This is a genomic window from Sporosarcina saromensis, from assembly GCF_054901285.1.
Map to the genome: position 1 here is coordinate 2,216,711 of NZ_CM142738.1, position 20,894 is coordinate 2,237,604.

Annotated in this window: 19 protein-coding genes and 1 pseudogene; 19 read left to right on the forward strand and 1 reads right to left on the reverse strand. The window is 42.8% G+C overall.

Annotated features, from left to right (window positions below; all coding sequences use genetic code 11):
* The 3 genes from rsgA to ACVHUV_RS11145 are packed head-to-tail and all read left to right on the forward strand — an operon-like array spanning position 1 to position 2,205.
* Complete coding sequence (gene rsgA, locus ACVHUV_RS11135) at positions 1–885, forward strand: ribosome small subunit-dependent GTPase A (protein ID WP_317941704.1); 885 nt, start codon at positions 1–3, stop codon at positions 883–885.
* Between the two features lies 1 nt (position 886).
* Positions 887–1,552, forward strand: a complete 666-nt coding sequence (rpe, locus tag ACVHUV_RS11140; RefSeq protein ID WP_317941703.1) for a ribulose-phosphate 3-epimerase — start codon at positions 887–889, stop codon at positions 1,550–1,552.
* A complete protein-coding gene (locus tag ACVHUV_RS11145; protein ID WP_462084637.1) occupies positions 1,552–2,205 on the forward strand; it encodes a thiamine diphosphokinase in 654 nt (217 codons plus the stop codon). The genes rpe and ACVHUV_RS11145 overlap by 1 nt, the downstream gene beginning before the upstream one ends.
* A 340-nt stretch (positions 2,206–2,545) precedes the next feature.
* On the opposite strand, the gene rpmB is transcribed toward ACVHUV_RS11145, so the two are convergent.
* Positions 2,546–2,734, reverse strand: coding sequence for a 50S ribosomal protein L28 (gene rpmB, locus ACVHUV_RS11150; RefSeq protein WP_317941701.1), 189 nt, complete (start codon positions 2,732–2,734; stop codon positions 2,546–2,548).
* Between the two features lie 541 nt (positions 2,735–3,275).
* Here rpmB and ACVHUV_RS11155 point away from each other — a divergent pair.
* From ACVHUV_RS11155 to rpsP, 16 genes and pseudogenes are all read left to right on the forward strand, one after another.
* Complete coding sequence (locus tag ACVHUV_RS11155; RefSeq protein ID WP_317941698.1) at positions 3,276–3,635, forward strand: Asp23/Gls24 family envelope stress response protein; 360 nt, start codon at positions 3,276–3,278, stop codon at positions 3,633–3,635.
* A gap of 21 nt (positions 3,636–3,656) precedes the next feature.
* The gene (fakA, locus tag ACVHUV_RS11160; RefSeq protein ID WP_462084638.1) at positions 3,657–5,312 is read left to right on the forward strand and encodes a fatty acid kinase ATP-binding subunit FakA; all 1,656 of its coding nucleotides are present in this window, start codon (positions 3,657–3,659) and stop codon (positions 5,310–5,312) included.
* A gap of 139 nt (positions 5,313–5,451) precedes the next feature.
* Positions 5,452–6,113: pseudogene (gene sdaAB, locus ACVHUV_RS11165) on the forward strand (L-serine ammonia-lyase, iron-sulfur-dependent subunit beta).
* A gap of 14 nt (positions 6,114–6,127) precedes the next feature.
* Positions 6,128–7,036 (forward strand): L-serine ammonia-lyase, iron-sulfur-dependent, subunit alpha, encoded by a 909-nt coding sequence (sdaAA, locus tag ACVHUV_RS11170; protein WP_462084639.1) that lies wholly within the window; start codon positions 6,128–6,130, stop codon positions 7,034–7,036.
* The gene (gene recG / locus ACVHUV_RS11175) at positions 7,017–9,065 is read left to right on the forward strand and encodes an ATP-dependent DNA helicase RecG (RefSeq protein ID WP_462084640.1); all 2,049 of its coding nucleotides are present in this window, start codon (positions 7,017–7,019) and stop codon (positions 9,063–9,065) included. The genes sdaAA and recG overlap by 20 nt, the downstream gene beginning before the upstream one ends.
* 458 nt (positions 9,066–9,523) lie before the next feature.
* Positions 9,524–10,108 (forward strand): transcription factor FapR, encoded by a 585-nt coding sequence (gene fapR / locus ACVHUV_RS11180; RefSeq protein ID WP_462084641.1) that lies wholly within the window; start codon positions 9,524–9,526, stop codon positions 10,106–10,108.
* Positions 10,105–11,097 carry a phosphate acyltransferase PlsX gene (gene plsX / locus ACVHUV_RS11185; protein WP_462084642.1) on the forward strand — a complete coding sequence of 331 codons (993 nt, stop codon included), beginning with the start codon at positions 10,105–10,107 and terminating at the stop codon, positions 11,095–11,097. The genes fapR and plsX overlap by 4 nt, the downstream gene beginning before the upstream one ends.
* Entirely contained in the window at positions 11,094–12,032 is a 939-nt protein-coding gene (gene fabD / locus ACVHUV_RS11190; protein WP_462084643.1) for an ACP S-malonyltransferase, read from the forward strand. The genes plsX and fabD overlap by 4 nt, the downstream gene beginning before the upstream one ends.
* A gap of 2 nt (positions 12,033–12,034) precedes the next feature.
* Entirely contained in the window at positions 12,035–12,781 is a 747-nt protein-coding gene (fabG, locus tag ACVHUV_RS11195; RefSeq protein WP_371389876.1) for a 3-oxoacyl-[acyl-carrier-protein] reductase, read from the forward strand.
* Between the two features lie 100 nt (positions 12,782–12,881).
* Positions 12,882–13,118, forward strand: a complete 237-nt coding sequence (locus tag ACVHUV_RS11200) for an acyl carrier protein (protein WP_060209057.1) — start codon at positions 12,882–12,884, stop codon at positions 13,116–13,118.
* Between the two features lie 188 nt (positions 13,119–13,306).
* Positions 13,307–14,074: a ribonuclease III gene (gene rnc / locus ACVHUV_RS11205; protein ID WP_462084644.1), complete on the forward strand. Its 768-nt coding sequence runs from the start codon at positions 13,307–13,309 to the stop codon at positions 14,072–14,074.
* A gap of 2 nt (positions 14,075–14,076) precedes the next feature.
* The gene (gene smc, locus ACVHUV_RS11210) at positions 14,077–17,634 is read left to right on the forward strand and encodes a chromosome segregation protein SMC (RefSeq protein WP_462084645.1); all 3,558 of its coding nucleotides are present in this window, start codon (positions 14,077–14,079) and stop codon (positions 17,632–17,634) included.
* A 41-nt stretch (positions 17,635–17,675) separates the two neighbouring features.
* Complete coding sequence (ftsY, locus tag ACVHUV_RS11215; RefSeq protein WP_317941687.1) at positions 17,676–18,671, forward strand: signal recognition particle-docking protein FtsY; 996 nt, start codon at positions 17,676–17,678, stop codon at positions 18,669–18,671.
* Between the two features lie 97 nt (positions 18,672–18,768).
* Positions 18,769–19,101 carry a putative DNA-binding protein gene (locus tag ACVHUV_RS11220; protein WP_462084646.1) on the forward strand — a complete coding sequence of 111 codons (333 nt, stop codon included), beginning with the start codon at positions 18,769–18,771 and terminating at the stop codon, positions 19,099–19,101.
* A 12-nt stretch (positions 19,102–19,113) separates the two neighbouring features.
* The gene (gene ffh / locus ACVHUV_RS11225; RefSeq protein ID WP_317941685.1) at positions 19,114–20,469 is read left to right on the forward strand and encodes a signal recognition particle protein; all 1,356 of its coding nucleotides are present in this window, start codon (positions 19,114–19,116) and stop codon (positions 20,467–20,469) included.
* Positions 20,470–20,581: 112 nt separating this feature from the next.
* The gene (gene rpsP / locus ACVHUV_RS11230) at positions 20,582–20,854 is read left to right on the forward strand and encodes a 30S ribosomal protein S16 (RefSeq protein ID WP_317941684.1); all 273 of its coding nucleotides are present in this window, start codon (positions 20,582–20,584) and stop codon (positions 20,852–20,854) included.
* The last annotated feature ends 40 nt before the right edge of the window (positions 20,855–20,894 follow it).

Genomic DNA, 20,894 nt, shown 5'->3' on the forward strand with positions numbered 1-20,894 from the left:
ATGCCAAAAGGTCAAATTAGAAAAGCAATTAGTGGTTTCTACTATGTAGAAATAGATGGGGAACTCATTCAATGTAAAGGACGAGGTGTCTTTCGGAATCGTGGTATCTCGCCGCTCGTCGGGGATTTTGTGACGATTGTCACGGATGGAGCAAATGATGCTACAATTACTGAAGTGCATGAAAGAAAGAATGAATTAGTTCGTCCACCGGTTTCAAACATCGACCAAGCGTTGCTCGTCTTTTCCATCGTTGAACCTGATTTCAGTCTCCATTTGCTGGACAGATTCCTTGTTGTCATTGAATCCTATGGCATTCAACCGATTATATGCACTACAAAAAAGGACATTGCGGATAACGAAAGCCTGCTACAAACGAATGAAGCACTCAACTACTATCAATCGATTGGCTATGACATCATACAGACCTTTATTGAAGATGCTACATTGTTTGACGTGTTGCAACCCTTCGTAACTGAAAAAACAAGTGTGTTGGCTGGGCAATCAGGGGTTGGTAAGTCTACTTTATTAAATACGCTGATTCCTGAACTTGCGCTCAAAACTGGTGCCATTTCAGAAGCGTTAGGGCGAGGTAAACATACGACGCGACATGTGGAGCTAATCGAAGTGGCAGGAGGTCTTATTGCAGATACACCTGGCTTCAGTTCACTTGATTTTGATCATATCGAAAAAGAAGAACTGAAGGACTATTTCATTGAGATGGCCAGCAGTGCACATGCTTGTAAATTCAGAGGATGCATGCATATGAAAGAGCCGGGATGTGCTGTGAAAGCGAAAGTGGAAAGTGGAGAAATCCTTCGTTCCCGATATGACAACTATGTTCAATTTTTACAAGAAATCACTGACCGAAAGCCGAGGTATTCATAATATGATTAAAATTGCACCGTCCATTTTAGCAGCTAATTTTTCGAAGCTTGCTCAGGAAGTCGTAGAAGTAGAAAAAGCAGGAGCAGAATTGATCCATATCGATGTAATGGATGGTCATTTCGTTCCCAATATTACGATGGGGCCGATTGTTGTAGAGGCATTAAGACCAGTTACTACATTACCACTTGACGTCCATCTAATGATTGAAAATCCGGATGCATACATTGAGCAGTTTGCAAAAGCGGGTGCTGATTATATTACAGTTCACGTGGAAGCGTGCAGACATCTACACCGTACTATTCAGCTAATCCGTTCTTTCGGTGTTAAACCTGGCGTAGTTTTGAATCCACATACGCCTGTGGAACATATACTGCATATCTTGGAAGACATTGATATGGTTTTATTCATGACTGTCAATCCCGGATTTGGTGGTCAGCAATTCATTCACTCGGTGCTCCCAAAAGTCCGTCAACTTGCTGCGATTATTAAGGAAAGAGAACTATCTATCGAAATAGAAATTGATGGTGGTATTAATGAGGAGACAATCGTTCCTTGTGTTGAAGCAGGTGCAACCATCTTTGTTGCAGGCTCGGCAATTTATAATGCAGAAGATCGTGCGGAAGCCTTACAGCGCATCAAAACTGCTGGGGAAAGTGTAATCGGCTGATGAAGAGGGTCGTCGTTTGTGCAGGGGGGCCTCGGGAAGAATTACCTGATTTTCAGCAATTTGCGCATGCAGAAACGATTTTTATCGGAGTCGATCGAGGTGCGCTTCAACTTGTACGGAACGGTATTATCCCTATCGAAGCAGTTGGAGATTTTGATTCTGTAAGTGCAGAGGAATTTCAGGAGATTGCAACAGTTGTTGAACAGGTTGGTACGTTTCAAGCTGAAAAAGACGAAACGGATACAGAGTTGGCAGTGGAAAGAGCGATTGCCTATGCTCCTGAAGAAATTGTTTTAATTGGGGTTACAGGTGGAAGATTGGATCATTTTGAATCGGCCTTGCACCTCATGTATCGAATGCAACAGCAAAATGAAGGAATTAGGTTTTCTGTTCGTAATCGTGTAAACGAACTGTCATTTTATCGTCCTGGCGTGCATAGGGTGAAGAGAAAAGATGAACTTCCTTATATGTCATTTTTCTCGTATGGTCGGACTGTTGAGGGATTGACGTTAACAGGCTTTAAGTATGAGACTGTCAATGCGACATTGGAAATGGGAATGACAAGATTCACAAGCAATGAACCAATTGCAGAAGTTTGTACTATCTCATTCCGCCAAGGCATATGTTTAATGGTAAGGAGTTCAGATTCCTGAAAGGAGCCAGGGAATTGCGAGTTTATACGTTTACAATGCCGAAGTTTCTCAGTAGCTTTGTCCGTAAGTGCATGGTTGTGTTTCAGAAAGATGATAAGTCGAAAAGCCAGGCGTCTGCAACAGCGAGTCAACGGAACAGAAAAAAGAAAAAAGAAAAAACGTCAGGCTGAAGAATTCGGCCTGGCGTTTCATTTCTTTTGAAGTATAGTCGGTTCGTACATAACTATCGCATTACATGAATGACCCACACATTACGTCATTGGATTTTTTTGAAAAGAGACATCTACTGTCATTTCAAGCAGTCCAACGAATTCTGTAGTGGTCATTTTTTTCATGTTCATTAAACGCGTTGTACTTTACCTGATTTGAGTGCTCTTGTAGAAACCCAAACACGTTTAGGTTTACCATTAACAAGAATACGGACTTTTTGAAGGTTTGCTCCCCAAGTACGTCTGTTAGCATTCATTGCGTGTGAACGAGCGTTACCCGCACGTGCTTTGCGACCAGTAATTGCACATTCTTTAGCCATTTTTATGACCTCCTCGCTAATATTGATTAAGCGATTCACTATCTAATTCGCATACCATAATACTTTATCACAGGAAATAAGGGCTTGCAACCTTTTTTCGTGCTGCTTTCAAGTGAATTGCCTTTACATGATTGAATGTGCGTTAGATTTGAAGAATTTGTCGTTGTTCACGTAATAACACCGATTAAATTCAATCCCTCCAGCGCTTGTCGGAGCTTCCCGGCGACTTCCGCTTTTCATTGATCCAGCTCCAGTCGCCAGCTCCTCGAGTCGCTTCGGTCTTGAAGACAAAAGGGAAAAGCGCCTTTTGTTTCAATCCCTCCAGCACTTGTCGGAGCTAAACGGCTTCTTCCGCTTTTCATTGATCCAGACTCCAGATGGCAGCTGCTCGGGTCATAAGCCATTCCTGCTGCACGGCAAAGAGCGCCGTTTCGCAGTTCTGTCTTATGCCAGTCGCAGCTAAACGCCATCTTCCGCTTTTCATCGGCCCTTGTGTATAGTACAATGTTGGTATGATTACGGTTGCAGGAGGGGAAGTTTCATGTCCATTGAGTTAAAAAACGATTACGGTACGATAGATATTACGAATGACGTCATAGCCCAAGTGGTAGGAGAGGCGACAATCGAATGTTACGGAATTGTCGGCATGGCTTCACGGCATCAGATTCGGGATGGTCTTACTGATATCCTTGGAAAAGAGAATTATGCAAAAGGGGTCATTGTGCGAAATATCGGGGATGAGACACATATTGATATGTATGTCATCGTAGGATATGGCACAAAAATCTCAGAGGTTGCATACCAAGTGCAATCCAAAGTCATGTATACATTGAAAAAGATCTTATCGTTAACAGTGGCTTCAGTGAATGTATTTGTTCAAGGAGTTCGGGTGACGAACTGATAGAAGGAGGAAAACAGATCAATGAAATTTATTGATGGTGTTACATTTGCGGATATGGTAAAGATGGGTGCACATCATCTTCATCAAAACGCAGACTATGTCGATTCACTAAACGTGTTTCCAGTACCCGATGGTGATACAGGAACAAATATGAACTTGTCGATGACATCCGGTGCGAAAGAGACTGCAGCGAATGTTTCTGAACATATTGGTAAGACTGCACAAGCATTATCTAAAGGATTGTTAATGGGTGCGCGTGGAAACTCAGGTGTCATCCTTTCTCAGTTATTCCGTGGTTTCGGGAAAGCTGTTGAATCTGAAGACAAGCTGACAAGTGTAAAATTCGCTGAGTCCTTGGAATTTGGTGTTCAAACGGCATACAAAGCTGTCATGAAGCCGGTTGAAGGGACGATTTTGACTGTTGCGAAGGATGCTGCCAACAAAGGTGTGGAAGTGGCTAAAACGACAGATGATTTGATTGTCGTAATGGAAGCGATCGTAGAGGAGTCTAAGGCTTCATTAAAAAGGACGCCTGATTTATTGCCTGTTTTAAAAGAGGTAGGTGTCGTAGATAGTGGTGGCCAAGGACTCGTGTACGTGTATGAAGGATTCCTCGCATGTTTAAAAGGGGAAGCGCTACCAGAACGCATTGTGGTCGATTCAATGGATGAATTAGTGAATGCTGAGCATCATCGTGGTGTGCAAGGCTTCATGAATACCGAAGATATTGAGTTCGGCTATTGTACGGAATTCATGGTGAAATTCGAAGATGAAAAGACTGTGAATAAGCCATTTGTAGAAACTGATTTCCGACAAGACCTCAGTCAGTTTGGTGATTCATTGCTCGTCATTTCAGATGATGAAATTGCGAAAGTACATATCCATACAGAACAACCTGGTGATGCAATGAATTATGCCCAACAATACGGTTCACTCATTAACATTAAAATCGAGAATATGCGCCAACAGCATATTGATATCGTTGGGGCAGATCATTCTGCTAAAAACGAAACAGTTGCACACCCGTATGCCCTCGTTACGGTTGCAATGGGTTCAGGGATTGCACAACTGTTAAAGAGCATCGGTGCGTCCGCAGTTATAGAAGGTGGACAAACGATGAATCCTTCTACTGAAGATATCGTTAAAGCGATAAAAGATGTACAAGCTGAACGCGTCATTATTTTACCGAATAACAAAAACATTATCATGGCTGCAAAACAAGCTGCAGAAGTGTGTGGCATTGAAGCAGCTGTTGTTGAAACAAAATCGGTTCCTGAAGGTCTCGCGGCGATTCTTGCTTTTAACCCTGAAGCGACTGTACAAGACAATGAGAAGTCGATGACAGCGGCAGCTTCCGGTGTGAAAACTGGTCAAGTGACCCATTCAATCCGGGACACATCCATTGATGGGATCGACATTAAGAAAGATGACTTCATGGGCCTCGCGGGCAATAAAATCATCATTTCTGAACCTTCGTTAGAAAGTGTCATGAAAACATTGCTTGATTCGTTGATTGATGAAGACGATGAGATTGTGACGATCATCTATGGAGAAGGTGTATCTGAAGACGAAGCGACTGCAATGGCGACTTATGTCGAGTCGACTTATAGTCATACGGAAGTCGAATTATATAACGGGAAACAACCACTTTATCCATATATTCTTTCTGTTGAGTGATTTTACATGCATCACAGGGCTGTTACTGGTAATCAAGTTCAATGATTGCCGAACAGCCCTGTTTTCTCTTTTTGTCTTTATGAATACTTTATTGTAGAATGGATGAAAGCGCTTTGCTTGTAAGAAGGGGGTAGTTTGATTGAAGTATAGATCGGTGTTTGAAATTATTGGACCAGTTATGATTGGACCATCGTCATCCCATACTGCAGGTGCCGCTAGAATTGGCCGTGTTGCCAGGATCTATTCGGTAGACAGCCAGAATGGGCAAAAATCCATCTCTATGGATCATTTGCAGAAACGTATAAAGGGCATGGGACGGATGTAGCGATCATTGGTGGTTTATTAGATTACGATACATTTGATGAACGAATAAAGACTTCATTTGAAGATGCAGCCGCTCTAGGCATGACGTTTGAGTTCATACCAGAGGAAGAAGAAGCTGATCATCCGAATACAGCGAAGATTATTATTGGCGATAGCAAAGGGCAAATGGAACTCGTCGGAATTTCAATTGGCGGTGGAACGATGGAAGTGACCGAGTTAAATGGCTTTCCATTGCGCTTATCAGGCCATTTTCCAGCATTGCTCGTAGTACATGATGACCGTTCAGGCGTCATTGCAAGTGTGTCTAATGTCATTGCTTCACAAGGGATGAATATCGCCCATATGGAAGTTGGACGAAAAGAAAAGGGCAAGATGGCGCTCATGGTTATTGAGGTTGACCAAATGTTCGATGAATCTTTAACAAATGAGTTACAAGCCTTACCGAACGTAACACAAGTATCCACATTGGCAAATTAAGGAGGTTCAAATACATGGAAGTTCTATTTGGAACGGTGAAAGAATTGGTGGACATCGCTGAAAAGCAAAACAAACCAATTTCAGAAATTATGATTGAACAAGAAATGCTCATTACTAGACGTTCGCGTGAAGAGATTGTTGCGCAAATGGATAACAATTTAACCGTGATGGAAAGTGCTGTAGAACAAGGACTTCAAGGCGTGAAATCGACTTCTGGCTTGACTGGTGGAGACGCAGTATTGCTGCAACAATACATTAAAACGGGTAAATCCTTATCAGGTGACTTGTTATTGGATGCAGTCAGTAAAGCGGTCGCGACGAATGAAGTAAATGCCGCAATGGGGATGATTTGTGCAACGCCAACTGCTGGTGCGGCCGGTATCGTTCCAGGTACATTATTTGCCGTGAAAGATAAGTTGAATCCAACTCGTGAACAGATGGTGAATTATTTATTCACATCAGGTGCTTTTGGATTTGTCGTTGCGAACAATGCTTCTATTTCCGGAGCTGCAGGCGGATGCCAGGCGGAAACGGGTTCAGCTGCTTCGATGGCTGCGGCTGCAATTGTTGAAATGGCAGGAGGGACGCCACAACAAAGCGCAGAAGCATTTTCAATCGTCATGAAAAATATGCTTGGACTTGTTTGTGATCCGGTTGCTGGACTGGTTGAAGTCCCGTGTGTAAAACGGAATGCGATGGGTGCAGCAAAAGCATTAGTTGGCGCGGACATGGCGTTAGCAGGTGTAGTCAGTAAAATTCCTACGGATGAAGTAATCGATGCCATGTATCGGATCGGACAAACAATGCCTTCTGCACTGCGAGAAACAGCAAAAGGTGGCTTGGCAGCTACACCGACGGGTAAAAGGTTGGAAGCGGAAATTTTCGGGAAGGACAAAGCGGTCCATGACACCGTCCATTCATGATTCTGTCCAAGTATTGAAAGGTGTTGGAAAAGCGGCTACTGGACAGTTTCAAAAGCTCGGCATTGAAACAGTAGAACAGTTACTCCATACATTTCCGTATCGACACGAAGATTTTCGATTGAAGGACTTAGCTGAAACTCCACATAATGAACGCGTAACGATTGAAGGAAGGGTCCAAAGTGAGCCTTCCGTTCTTTTTTTAGGTAAAAATAAATCTCGCTTACAAATTCATCTACTCGTCGGCCCCCACCTTGTAAAAGCTGTTTTTTTCAATCAACATTACTTAAAAGATCGCCTAAGTATCGGCATGACTGTTACAGTTACAGGAAAATGGGATCGCGGTCGACAAGTGATCAATGTCAGTAATTTTTCAGAGGGACCGAAAACCGATCAAGCAGACTTTGAACCGGTCTACAGTTTGAAAAATGTCATGCATCAAAAGACATTTAGAAAATATATGCGACAAGCTTTGGATTTGTATGGAGCAGAAATGAAAGACATTCTGCCTAGTGAGCTGCTTGAGACGTATATGTTACCTTCTCTTCATGAAGCATTGGAAATGGTTCATTTCCCAAAGACACCAACAGATGTCAAACAGGCGAGAAGAAGGTTTGTCTATGAAGAATTGCTTAAATTTCAATTGAAGATGATAGGGATGAAGAAAATTCGTAAGGATGCGGAAAAAGGAACAACTATCCAATATGATTTGGAGCGGTTGAAAGCATTTATTTCTTCCTTGCCGTTTGAGTTAACAGGCGCACAAAAAAGAGTTGTCAACGAACTTTGTGCGGAATTAAAAAGTTCAAGTCGGATGAATCGTCTTCTACAAGGGGATGTTGGTTCGGGCAAGACTGTCGTTGCTGCAATTGCTCTTTATGCGGCCATCACCGCAGGCTTCCAAGGGGCCCTGATGGCTCCAACCGAAATTCTTGCTGAACAGCATGCTGATTCACTTTCTGCCTGGCTAGAGCCATTTGGAGTTCGAGTCGCTTTTCTTTCAGGTTCAACAAAAGGAAAGGCGAGAAGACATATATTGGAGAATTTAGCGAACGGAGAAATCGATCTTTTAATTGGTACCCATGCCCTTATTCAACCAGATGTCAGTTTTACCAAATTGGGTCTCGTCATAACAGATGAGCAACATCGGTTCGGTGTAGAACAACGTCGCGTTCTTAGGGAAAAAGGATTGAATCCAGATGTACTCTTTATGACGGCCACCCCAATCCCAAGAACTTTGGCAATCACGGCATTCGGTGAAATGGATGTTTCGATATTGGATGAAATGCCAGCAGGACGTAAGCAAATTGAAACGTATTGGTTGAAAGAAGAATCATTATTGCCGGTTTTAAGGAAGATGGAGAAAGAATTGCATGCGGGACGCCAAGCTTATGTAATTTGTCCACTGATAGAGGAATCGGACAAGCTTGATGTGCAAAATGCAGTCGATGTCCATGCGCAGCTCACCCATCATTTTTCAGGCAGATATACAGTCGGGCTGATGCATGGGCGTCTGCATCCGGATGAAAAGGACGAGATCATGCGAGATTTTAGTGATGGGAAAATCGATTGCCTCGTTTCAACAACAGTTGTCGAAGTCGGTGTAAACGTTCCGAATGCGACATTTATGCTCATTTACGATGCAACCCGTTTCGGATTAGCACAACTCCACCAATTACGGGGAAGGGTAGGGCGGGGTGCTGATCAATCATACTGTGTCCTTCTTGCTGATCCGAAGAACGAAGAAGGCAAAGAACGAATGCAATCGATGACGGAAACGAATGATGGTTTCCTCCTTGCCGAAAAGGACCTCGAGCTAAGAGGGGCTGGCGATTTCTTCGGCAAAAAGCAAAGTGGGATGCCTGAATTTAAAATGGCAGATCTTGTCCATGACTACCGTGCACTCGAAACGGCCCGTCAAGATGCTGAGAAAATGCTATCATCGGACAGCTTTTGGACCTCTCCAGAATACAAATTCCTTAGGGAAGACTTGGAACAATCCGGCGCGCTTTCGCAAGAGCGGATGGATTAAATGAACATTCATTCTCGAAGACTGAGTTTAGAATACTATAGGCGAGCATCCATCAAGGAGGCTCGCCACAGACTGTAGACAAAAGGGCTGGAAATCGAAAAGATTTCCAACCCTTTTGTCTTTGAGCGTATAAAACTGCAATCGGTCAAGAGCCGTTAAATTCCACTCCCAGCGAAAATCAACTTTTCCTAGTTAATACGATTGTAAAGTAAAGAAATGTAGGCAACCCCTTGATTTCTAGAGTATGTCTACAATCTAATAGTCTTTCCTCCGGGAATGCTGTGTTTTTATTCTGATTTTTACGGTCTGAGTATTGCAATTTCAGTTTGGGGCATGTATACGAGAACTCCTTCATTGAAAAAGAGAGAACCCTTCATTAATGTTTTGTAGAAATCTATGATGAACTATGATAATATACTGGTATTAGTACCAAGTGCTAATCCGGAAGGGTGAATTTTGTGAGAGTTCCAAAGAGGGAAAGGCAACGTCAACTTGCTGTAAGTCTTGAACAGAATCCTTTTATGACAGATGAAGAATTGTCGAAACAATTTAATGTAAGTGTACAGACGATCCGGTTAGATCGCTTGGAGTGTGGAATACCAGAATTACGTGAACGGTTAAAGACGGTTGCCTCTAGAACAATTGAAGCTGATGTCAAATCGTTGCAATCAGACGAAGTGATTGGTGAAATTGTCGATATTGAATTGGACAAGCGTGCGATTTCTATTTTTGATGTGACGGAAGACCATGTGTTCCAACGTAATGGAATTGCGAGAGGGCATCATCTTTTTGCACAAGCCAATTCATTAGCTGTCGCTGTACTCGATGATGAACTTGCATTGACCGTTACTTCTACTATCAATTTTCTAAAGCCGGTGAAAGCCGGAGACCGTGTCATTGCACGTGCTATTGTTGACAAAGGACGGTCAAGTGGGAAGCGGATGTTTGTAGAGGTTATGTCTACAGTTGGGAATGAAACGGTCTTTACGGGTGAATTCCAAATGTACCACACAACCGAACTTGGCAGGAGGGACACAAAATGATTATTGCTTTAGATGGTATGGGTGGGGACAATGCGCCGCGTGAAATTATTGAGGGTGCCTATAAAAGCGTAATGGAATTTGACGATATACATATACATATTTATGGAGACGAAGCGAAGATGGGTCCCTTTTTGAAGGAGCATGAACGCATAACCGTCATTCATTGCACGGAGAAAATCGAATCGGAAGATGAACCGGTACGTGCGATACGACGTAAAAAAGATGCTTCGATGGTGAAGATGGCGCAAGCTGTAAAAGAGGGTTCTGCACATGCGTGTGTATCAGCAGGTAATACAGGTGCGCTTATGGCTGCCGGACTGTTCATCGTAGGACGCATAGATGGCATTGATCGACCGGCATTATCTCCAACATTACCGACTGTCGACGGACAAGGGTTCGTTTTTTTGGACGTTGGGGCGAATGCAGATGCTAAGCCTGTGCACTTACAGCAATATGCGATTATGGGCAGTATTTACGCGGAAAAAGTCCGTGGTATTAGTAAACCACGTGTTGGCCTATTAAATATCGGTACCGAAGAAGGAAAAGGGAACGAATTGACAAAAGCTGCTTATCATTTGCTTGCTGAAGCTCCAATACATTTTGTTGGAAATGTGGAGTCTCGAGAACTGTTGAATGGCGTTGCAGATGTCGTCGTAACGGATGGATTTACAGGCAATATGGCGTTAAAAACGATTGAAGGAACGGCATCTAGCTTCTTTACGATGTTAAAAGAAGTTTACGGTGCATCATTAAAATCCAAATTGTCTGCTGCATTAGTAAAAGACGATCTTCGTGGATTAAAGAAGAAAATGGATTATACGGAGTATGGGGGAGCAGGCCTTTTCGGTTTAAACTCGCCAGTTATTAAAGCGCATGGCTCGTCCAATGCGAATGCAATCTATAATGCGGTTAGACAAGCAAGAACCATGGTGGAATACGATGTTTGTGAAACGATACGGCAGACTGTTGGAAAGGTGGATATGGGATGAGTAAAATTGCATTTGTTTTTCCAGGGCAAGGCTCCCAATCAGTTGGAATGGGCGTTGAATTGGCAGCAAAGGAAGAGAGTCGCCAGTACTTTGATGGTGCGGATAAAGTGCTTGGGGGAGACTTGAGCCGTTTAATGAAAGAAGGACCGCAAGAAGAGCTTACTGTGACGTATAACGCCCAGCCGGCATTGCTGACGGTTGGCGCAATGATCGCTGCAAGATTAAATGATGCGGGAATTGTCCCTGCTTATACGGCTGGACATAGTTTGGGTGAATACACAGCACTTGTAGCGTCAGGTGCACTTTCATTTGAAAATGGTGTAGCAGTTGTGCGGAAACGCGGTTTATTCATGAATGAGGCGGTTCCTGCTGGAGAAGGCGCGATGGCAGCCATCCTTGGATTAGATGGTGAGAAGTTGGCTGAAGTAACGGATGCAATTACTGCAGATGGATTTCCAGTACAACCTGCCAACTTGAACTGTCCTGGACAAATCGTTATTTCTGGAACAAAAGAAGGCGTGGACAAAGCGTGTGTAGCACTTAAAGAGGCTGGCGCAAAAAGAGCAATTCCATTAGACGTTAGTGGTCCATTCCATTCGTCGCTCATGCAACCAGCAGCTGAACATTTACGTGAAGCTTTAGATCAGTTGGAGATGAAGGATGCATCCATTCCTGTCATTGCGAATGTGAATGCACAAGCGGTTTCTGACAAAGAGACGATTAAGGAATTACTCGTTGAACAATTGTATTCACCAGTACGATGGGAAGATTCGGTTCGGACGTTACTAGATCTTGGCGTCACACATTTTATTGAATGTGGTCCAGGCAAAGTGTTGAGTGGTCTCGTAAAAAAGATTGACCGTTCTGTAACTGTATTGCCTGTTTACGACGAAGAAACGTTACAAACGGCTATTGAGGCAGCGAAAGGGTGGTAAGTATGGGGAGATTTACAGGGAAAACAGCAATCGTTACAGGTGCATCGCGTGGCATTGGCCGTGCAATTGCATTGTTGCTCGGAGAAGAAGGAGCAAAAGTCGTTGTCAATTATAGCGGCAGCGAAGCGAAAGCGGCTGAAGTTGTGGAAACCATAACAAAAGCTGGTGGAGAGGCGATTGCGTTTCAAGCAAATATTTCCGAAACTGATCAAGTGAAAGCGATGATTGACGCGACAATGGAAGCATTCGGCTCGATTGATATGCTCGTAAACAATGCAGGCATCACGCGTGACAATCTGTTAATGCGTATGAAAGAAGACGAATGGGATGATGTCATCAACATCAATCTAAAAGGTGTTTTCTTATGTACGAAAGCTGTTACACGTCAAATGATGAAGCAACGCTCTGGGAAGATTGTGAACCTTGCATCGATCGTCGGGGTTACCGGAAATCCCGGACAAGCGAACTACGTAGCTGCTAAAGCGGGAGTCATCGGGTTAACGAAGACGACTGCTAAGGAACTGGCGACACGTAATATTACAGTCAATGCGGTTGCACCAGGTTTCATTACGACAGACATGACAGACGCACTGCCGGAAGATGTGAAAGAACAAATGTTGTCTGCAATTCCATTAGGCAAACTTGGTTCTTCAGAAGATGTTGCTGGCGCTGTTGCATTCTTGTTGTCGAGCGATGCAGATTATATAACAGGTCAAACAATACATGTTGACGGTGGTATGGTGATGTAATAACCTGTATAGGTCTACTAAAGATTTGTACTCTAGGGGTTATTGGTGCGGGAAGTCGGGTCTAACCGCCACACTCCGCATTTCTTGAGAGGAGGTGACTATGTTGTCAGTACTAGAACGAGTAACGAAAGTTGTTGTCGACCGTTTAGGTGTCGATGAGAGTGAAGTAAAACCAGAAGCATCTTTCAAAGACGATCTCGGCGCAGATTCTTTGGATGTTGTTGAGTTAGTAATGGAATTGGAAGATGAGTTCGATATGGAAATTTCAGATGACGATGCTGAAAAGATCGGCACTGTCGGTGATGCTGTGAAGTATATCGAAGAAAAAGTGAACTAATAAAGCATAGGCTAGTGAATTGCTGTAAATGCTATTCATTACTCATGTCTTATTGAATGAAACCCGATGAGATGCTTTCATCCTTTCTTTTGTTAAGAAAAGGAATGAAAGTATCTCTTTTCGGTTTTGCAAGTCGGCGCATAACCATGTAAAATTAGAAGCACTATGAATTGAAAGGTAGAGTCTGCATGCATAACAACAAACGACATACAAAAGGTAAATACGCTTCTACCATTTCTGTGGAAGTGAAAAGAAAATTTGAAGAGCTCCAAAAGCAGTTAGGTGTCGTTTTCAACGATGAGAACCTCCTATACCATGCATTTACGCATTCGTCTTATGTAAATGAGCATCGCCGTAAAAATTTTACAGACAATGAACGCTTGGAATTTCTCGGGGATGCGGTGCTGGAATTAGGTGTCTCGCGTTACCTTTACGCAACGGAACCAACTATGAGTGAAGGTGAGCTGACAAAATTACGTGCTGCGATCGTTTGTGAACCATCCCTTGTAAAACTATCAAATGAACTCCGGTTTGGTGAATACATTTTGTTAGGGAAAGGCGAAGAGCAAACGGGAGGAAGATTACGTCCCGCGCTGCTCGCAGATGTTTTTGAAGCTTACATAGGTGCGTTATTTTTAGATCAAGGCATGGAACAAGTAACAAAGTTTTTGGAGAATGTGCTTTTCCCTAAAATCGGAAACGGTGCTTTTTCGCATGTGATGGATTATAAAAGTCGACTGCAGGAAATTGTGCAACAAACGAATAGCGGCAGTCTTCAATACGAAATTGTAAGTGAGAACGGTCCTGCGCATGCGAAAAAGTTTGTAACCGTTGTAAAACTTGAAAATCGTGAACTTGGTACAGGTACGGGAAGGTCAAAAAAAGAAGCCGAGCAGGAAGCGGCCCGTCAAGCCATCGATGTGTTAACAGGTAAAGTGGCCGAAAGGGAGAGCTGATTGTGTTTTTAAAAAGAGTTGAAATTATAGGATTCAAGTCGTTTGCGGAACGTATCGGCATTGATTTTGTTCCTGGTGTAACTGCTATTGTTGGACCGAACGGTAGTGGAAAAAGTAATGTGACAGATGCCATTCGCTGGGTGCTTGGTGAACAATCCGCAAAATCATTGCGTGGTGCAAAAATGGAAGATGTCATTTTTGCAGGAAGTGATTCCCGTAAACCACTGAACTTTGCGGAAGTAACCCTCATCTTAGATAATACGAATGGTCTCTTTCCGTTAGATTATACTGAAATCAGCGTAACGCGCCGCGTGTTCCGTTCGGGCGAAAGTAACTATTTATTAAATGGTCAACAATGTAGATTAAAAGATATCAATGACGTATTCATGGATTCCGGTCTTGGGAAAGAAGCATTTTCTATTATTTCTCAAGGTCGTGTTGATGAAATATTAAATAGTCGACCTGAAGATCGTAGAAGTATTTTTGATGAAGCAGCTGGGGTTTTAAAGTATAAAACGCGAAAGAAAAAGGCGGAGCATAAGCTTTTTGAAACCGAAGATAATTTACACCGTGTGCTAGACATTCTGAATGAATTAGACACTAGAATTGGTCCGCTCGAGAAAAATGCAGGGGCGGCAAAGAGGCACCATGTACTATCAGAGGAAATCCGTGAAGTGGATGTTCGTTTACTGAACTATGATGGATCTAAATTACGTAAAGACATAACCGAAAAAACGCATCAATTGGAAAGTATGAAAGAACAAAGAACCCAATTGGTCAATAGACTCACTTCAGTGGAAGAACTGTCGAAAAGCTATAAAATGGAGCTATCCAATTCTGAAACGAGGATTGAAAATCTCCAAAAACAACTCGTTGAAATAAGCGCACAAGCTGAAAAGTGGGAAGGGCGACGCCTACTAACACTTGAGAAACAAAAAAATTCCGAACAACAAATCAAACGAATTCAGCATGACCTAAGCATTGAACTGCAAGAGAAGGAACTCATTAGCGAAAAAGTAGCGGCAACGAAAGAGAAATTAGCCGTTACCTCCTCTCAAATGTTGACGTTACAAACAGAGATGAATGAAATCACTCAAATTTTGAAGCGGTCAGTAAAAGAGACAGAGATGGAAATTGATGAGTTAAAGTCTACGTATATTGATTTATTAAATGAAGAAGCAACAATCCGAAATGATTTAAAGCATATTGACGAACGGTTGCAAGGTGAAAAACTATCAACAGATCGAAATTCTAAGCAAACAATTTTATTGAGCGAAAAACGGTCTGAACTTACGGAAAAGAAAGCGATTCATTTACAAGAACTTCAAACCGTGAATGAAAAGAAAAAACAAGTCGAAGCAAGTTTGCAAACAGTAGAAAATGCATACCGAACAGCAGAAGAAGACTTACGTACACAACAGCAGTTCATGCAAACAGCATTAAACAAGCAATCAGAAATGCAAGGGCGGTTACGTGCAATTGAAAGTTTGGAAGCTGATTTTTCAGGTTTCTTTTCAGGTGTTAAAGCGGTATTGATTGCAAACAAAGAAGGTAACTTGCAAGGGATTGACGGTGCAGTTGCAGAATTGATAACTGTTGAAGACACCTACATAAAGGCAATTGAAACTGCATTAGGTGGTGCAATGCAACATATCGTGACAGCTTCAGAAGCTCAGGCACGTCAAGCGATCGGTTACCTGAAAAAGAAAAATGCTGGGCGAGCGACTTTTTTGCCACGTGATGTCATTAAATCACGCATGCTTCAACCCGCACAATTACGAATTGCAGCTCAAAACGAGGAGTTCATCGGTACAGCGAATACGCTCGTAAAAACGGCTCCTGAATTTACAGCAATCTTAGAAAATCTTCTCGGCATGACGATTGTTGCTAAATCATTAGCAGGTGCATCTTTGATTGCAAAATCGATTGGTTATAAATATCGGATTGTTACGTTGGACGGCGATGTGGTAAATGCAGGTGGTTCTCTAACAGGTGGTGGAGTAAAAGGGCAGTCAACAGTCTTTTCCCGGAAGGCTGAACTAGAGATGTTACGCACGCAAGTGAGCAAGATGGCTCGTTCCATCGATTCTGCTCAAACAAAAATTGGAGATTCGAAAATGCTTGTCGCTCAGCACATGCATGATGTCGAAAAGCTTCGTCGCGAGCTCGAACAACTTCAACAAGTACTCTTTAGAACCGATTCAATTATTCGTGAGTTTGACGTGGAAATCAGAAGCTTGGAGTCTGAACTCTCTATCGTGCAAAAAGGCCAACTCGGTTCAGCGAATATCGGGGCTCAATTGGCAAATGAAAAAGAGGAACTACTCAACCGTCATCAATCTGTTCAAGGGAAATTACAGTCAATCCAACAAGAAGTATCGACATTGGAGCGTTTAGCGACAGATAGACGCAACGAAGAAGAAACATTGATGAATCGAAACAATGATCTGCGCGAACAGTTGGCGGTGTTGCGTGAACAAAAAACACACCAGCAATCATTGCTTAACGACATGGAAGTTACGCAACAACAGCTTGAAACGAAAATTCATTCCTTAGAGAAAGATTTAGCTCTCTATACGGAGCATGAAAAAGGAATTGACAGTACCCCTGAAGAAATAAATGAACAGCTTCACATTGCGACGACGAAAAAATCAACAGTAGAAGCATCTTTAACGCAAGAAAGGGAAAACAAAGCTCGCATTTCCGGATTACTCTTGCAACAAGAAGAACATTTAAAAGATTTACGGCACGAAGAAGCTGAGCTCGTTTCTTCTCTCAATGCGCTCCATGTTGCATTATCTAGGCTTGAAGTAAAGTACGAAACGATTACAAACCGATTATTGGATGAATACGGTTTATATCCTGATTTCGATGAAGAGGTTCAATTCGATGTTGAGCAGGCAAGGATCCGTGTCGACAATCTGAAAGAAGAGCTTTACACTTTAGGTCCAATTAATCCGAGTGCAATTGAGGAATATGAAGAAGTTGCTCAACGGCACGCATTCCTCACTGAACAACGGAATGACCTTGTGGAAGCGAAAAATACACTGAATGAAGCGATGTCTGAGATGGACAGGGAAATGGAAGTCCGCTTTGGTGCGACGTTTAACGCGGTGAAAAGTCGTTTCCACCATGTTTTCAAAGAAATGTTCGGTGGTGGCGAAGCGGATCTCATTCTTACACAACCAGACAATCTACTTGAGACAGGTGTCGACATCATTGCACGACCGCCAGGAAAAAAACTTCAGAACTTAAGTCTTTTATCTGGTGGGGAGCGTGCGTTGACTGCTATCACACTATTGTTTTCAATTATTGAAGTAAGACCCGTGCCATTTTGTATTTTGGACGAAGTGGAAGCGGCATTGGATGAAGCGAATGTCATCCGCTATAGTAAATACTTAAAGCGTTTCTCCGATAACACTCAATTCATCGTCATCACACATCGGAAAGGGACGATGGAAGGTGCGGATGTGCTTTACGGCATCACTATGCAGGAATCAGGTGTATCGAAATTAATATCGGTTAAGCTATCAGAAGTGCCAGCTGAGATGCTCAGTTAGGGTGAATGAAAGAACGAACGATTGAATAGGAGAGAATTGAGATGTCATTTTTCAAGAAATTGAAAGAGAAAATTACAGGTTCGAATGAAACAGTTACCGTAACTGAAAAGTTTAAAGATGGTTTATCCAAAACACGTCAATCATTTACTTCCAAAGTGAATGATCTTGTAGCGCGTTTCCGCGAAGTGGATGAGGATTTCTTTGAAGAGCTTGAAGAACTTCTGTTACAAGCGGATGTCGGTGTTGAGACGGTAATGGAACTCGTCGATCAACTAAGATGGGAAGTACAACGAAAGAACATTAAGAACACGGAAGGTATCCAGTCCGTCATATCTGAAAAGCTTGTGGACATCTATAAAGACGGTGAAGAGTTGGATACCGAGTTGAACCTTGATAACGAGTTGTCTGTCATTTTGATGGTAGGTGTCAATGGTGTCGGGAAGACAACGACAATTGGTAAGTTGGCTGCTCGTCTGAAGGCAGAAGGGAAAACGGTTATGCTTGCTGCTGGTGATACGTTTCGAGCTGGCGCGATCGACCAACTTGTCGTATGGGGTGAACGTGTAGGCGTAGAAGTGATTAGACAGTCGGAAGGTTCCGATCCTGCTGCTGTCATGTATGATGCAATCCGTGCGGCTAAAAATCGGAAGGTGGACGTGCTGATATGCGATACAGCTGGCCGATTGCAAAATAAAGTGAACTTGATGAATGAGTTGGAAAAAGTACACCGCGTCATTGGTAAAGAGATCGAAGGGGCGCCGCATGAAGTCCTTCTAGCTTTAGATGCGACAACAGGTCAAAATGCGCTTATCCAAGCACAAACTTTCAAAGAAGCAACAAATGTAACAGGTATCGTGTTGACGAAATTGGACGGAACAGCAAAAGGCGGGATTGTTTTGGCGATACGCAACAAATTGAACATTCCTGTGAAATTTGTTGGACTAGGTGAAGGAATGGACGATTTACAACCGTTCGATCCAGAAAAATATGTGTACGGACTTTTTGCTGAAGGATTGGAAAAAGAGGCGGACGAATAATTCTTATGAGTCCATGAACAGATCAGTTTGTGCTTTAAAGTAAAAATACTTGACAGTTCATACAACTCATACTAAGATGACAAGAGGAGGCGAAGAGATGCTTGAAAAAACGACACGCGTCAACTTCCTCTATGATTTCTATCAGACACTATTAACTGAAAAACAACGAGTCTACATGCAATTGTATTACTTGGATGATCTTTCACTTGGTGAGATTGCCGAGGAATATAATGTATCTAGGCAAGCTGTATACGATAATGTCCGAAGAACAGAAGCGATGTTGGAAGACTATGAAAACAAATTGAATCTTTTCTCTAAATTCCAAGATAGGATGGAAATTGTGGAACAACTGGAGCAGCTCGTCCGCGGAGATGATGAGAATGCGAAAAAAATGCGTGCTCTGTTGAAAACGCTAAAAGATCATGAGTAGGGGGCTCTGTGCATGGCATTTGAAGGATTAGCCCAGCGCCTGCAAGGGACGCTTCAAAAGATAAAGGGCAAGGGAAAAATAACTGAAGCAGACGTTAAAGAGATGATGCGAGAAGTACGTTTTGCGCTCATCGAAGCAGACGTCAATTTAAAAGTCGTAAAAGAATTCATTAAAACTGTCAGTGAACGGGCAGTTGGGCAAGATGTCATGAAAAGTTTGACACCAGGCCAACAAGTCGTGAAGATCGTAAAGGATGAGTTAACTGCACTGATGGGCGGAGAACAAAATCCGATCCAATTTGCGCGTAAGTCTCCTACAGTCATCATGATGGTCGGTTTGCAAGGTGCGGGTAAGACAACGACGACAGGGAAATTGGCCACTGTACTTCGGAAACGGCACAACAAAAAGCCGCTACTTGTCGCAGCTGACGTCTATCGTCCGGCGGCGATTCAACAGCTGGAGACCCTAGGCAAACAATTGACGTTACCAGTCTTTTCGTTAGGGACTGAAGTTTCACCTGTGGAAATTGCACGCCAAGCGCTTGCGGAAGCGGAGAAGGAACACCATGACGTGGTGATCATCGATACAGCGGGTCGTTTGCATGTCGATGAAGCGCTTATGCAGGAATTGAAAGACATTCGTGCATTGAGCAAACCGGACGAAGTATTCCTCGTTGTCGACGCAATGACAGGTCAAGATGCAGTCAATGTTGCAAAATCATTCGATGAAGCGATCGGTATTACGGGAGTCGTATTGACCAAGTTGGACGGTGATACACGTGGTGGAGCAGCATTGTCCATCCGTTCTGTTACCGAAAAACCGATTAAATTTGTCGGGATGGGCGAAAAGATGGACGCATTGGAACCTTTCCATCCTGAACGCATGGCTTCAAGGATTTTAGGGATGGGCGACGTCATGTCGCTTATTGAAAAAGCGCAAGAGTCCGTCGATGAAGAAAAAGCGAAAGAGTTGGAACAGAAATTCAGAACACAAACGTTCACGCTTGACGACTTCCTTGACCAGCTACAACAAGTGAAGAAGATGGGTCCGCTTGATGAAATCCTTAAAATGATGCCTGGTGCCGGAAAGATTAAAGGCCTCGAAAATGCTAAAGTGGATGAAAGTCAGATGGGTAGAGTCGAAGCGGTCATAAAATCGATGACGACGGCTGAACGTACAACACCAGAAATCATTAATGCAAGTAGGAGAAAGCGAATTGCTAAAGGTTCCGGTACGACGATCCAAGAAGTGAACCGGTTGTTAAAGCAATTTGATGAAATGAAGAAAATGGTCAAACAAATGACCAATATGCAACAAAAAGGTAAAAAGAAAATGAAAATGCCTGGATTCGACTCGTTCTTTAGATAATCGAACGATTTTCCAACATTATTTTTAGGTGTTAAGAAAAAACACTTTACAAACATGAGAAACCTTGATAATATACTATCTTGTGTGAAACTATTCGGAGGTGCAAGAAAAAATGTCAGTAAAAATTCGTCTTAAACGTATGGGAGCAAAGAAAACTCCTTTCTATCGTATTGTAGTAGCAGATTCACGTTCACCACGTGATGGTCGTCAAATCGAAACAGTTGGTACGTACAACCCGTTAACAAAACCAGCTGAAGTTAAAATCAACGAAGAGTTGGCTCTAAAATGGCTACAAACTGGTGCTAAACCATCTGATACAGTACGTAACCTGTTTTCTGAACAAGGCATTATGGAGAAATTCCACAACGCTAAACTTGGAAAATAATCACGTTTAAATGCCTGCGAATGCAGGTTAAACAGGAGGG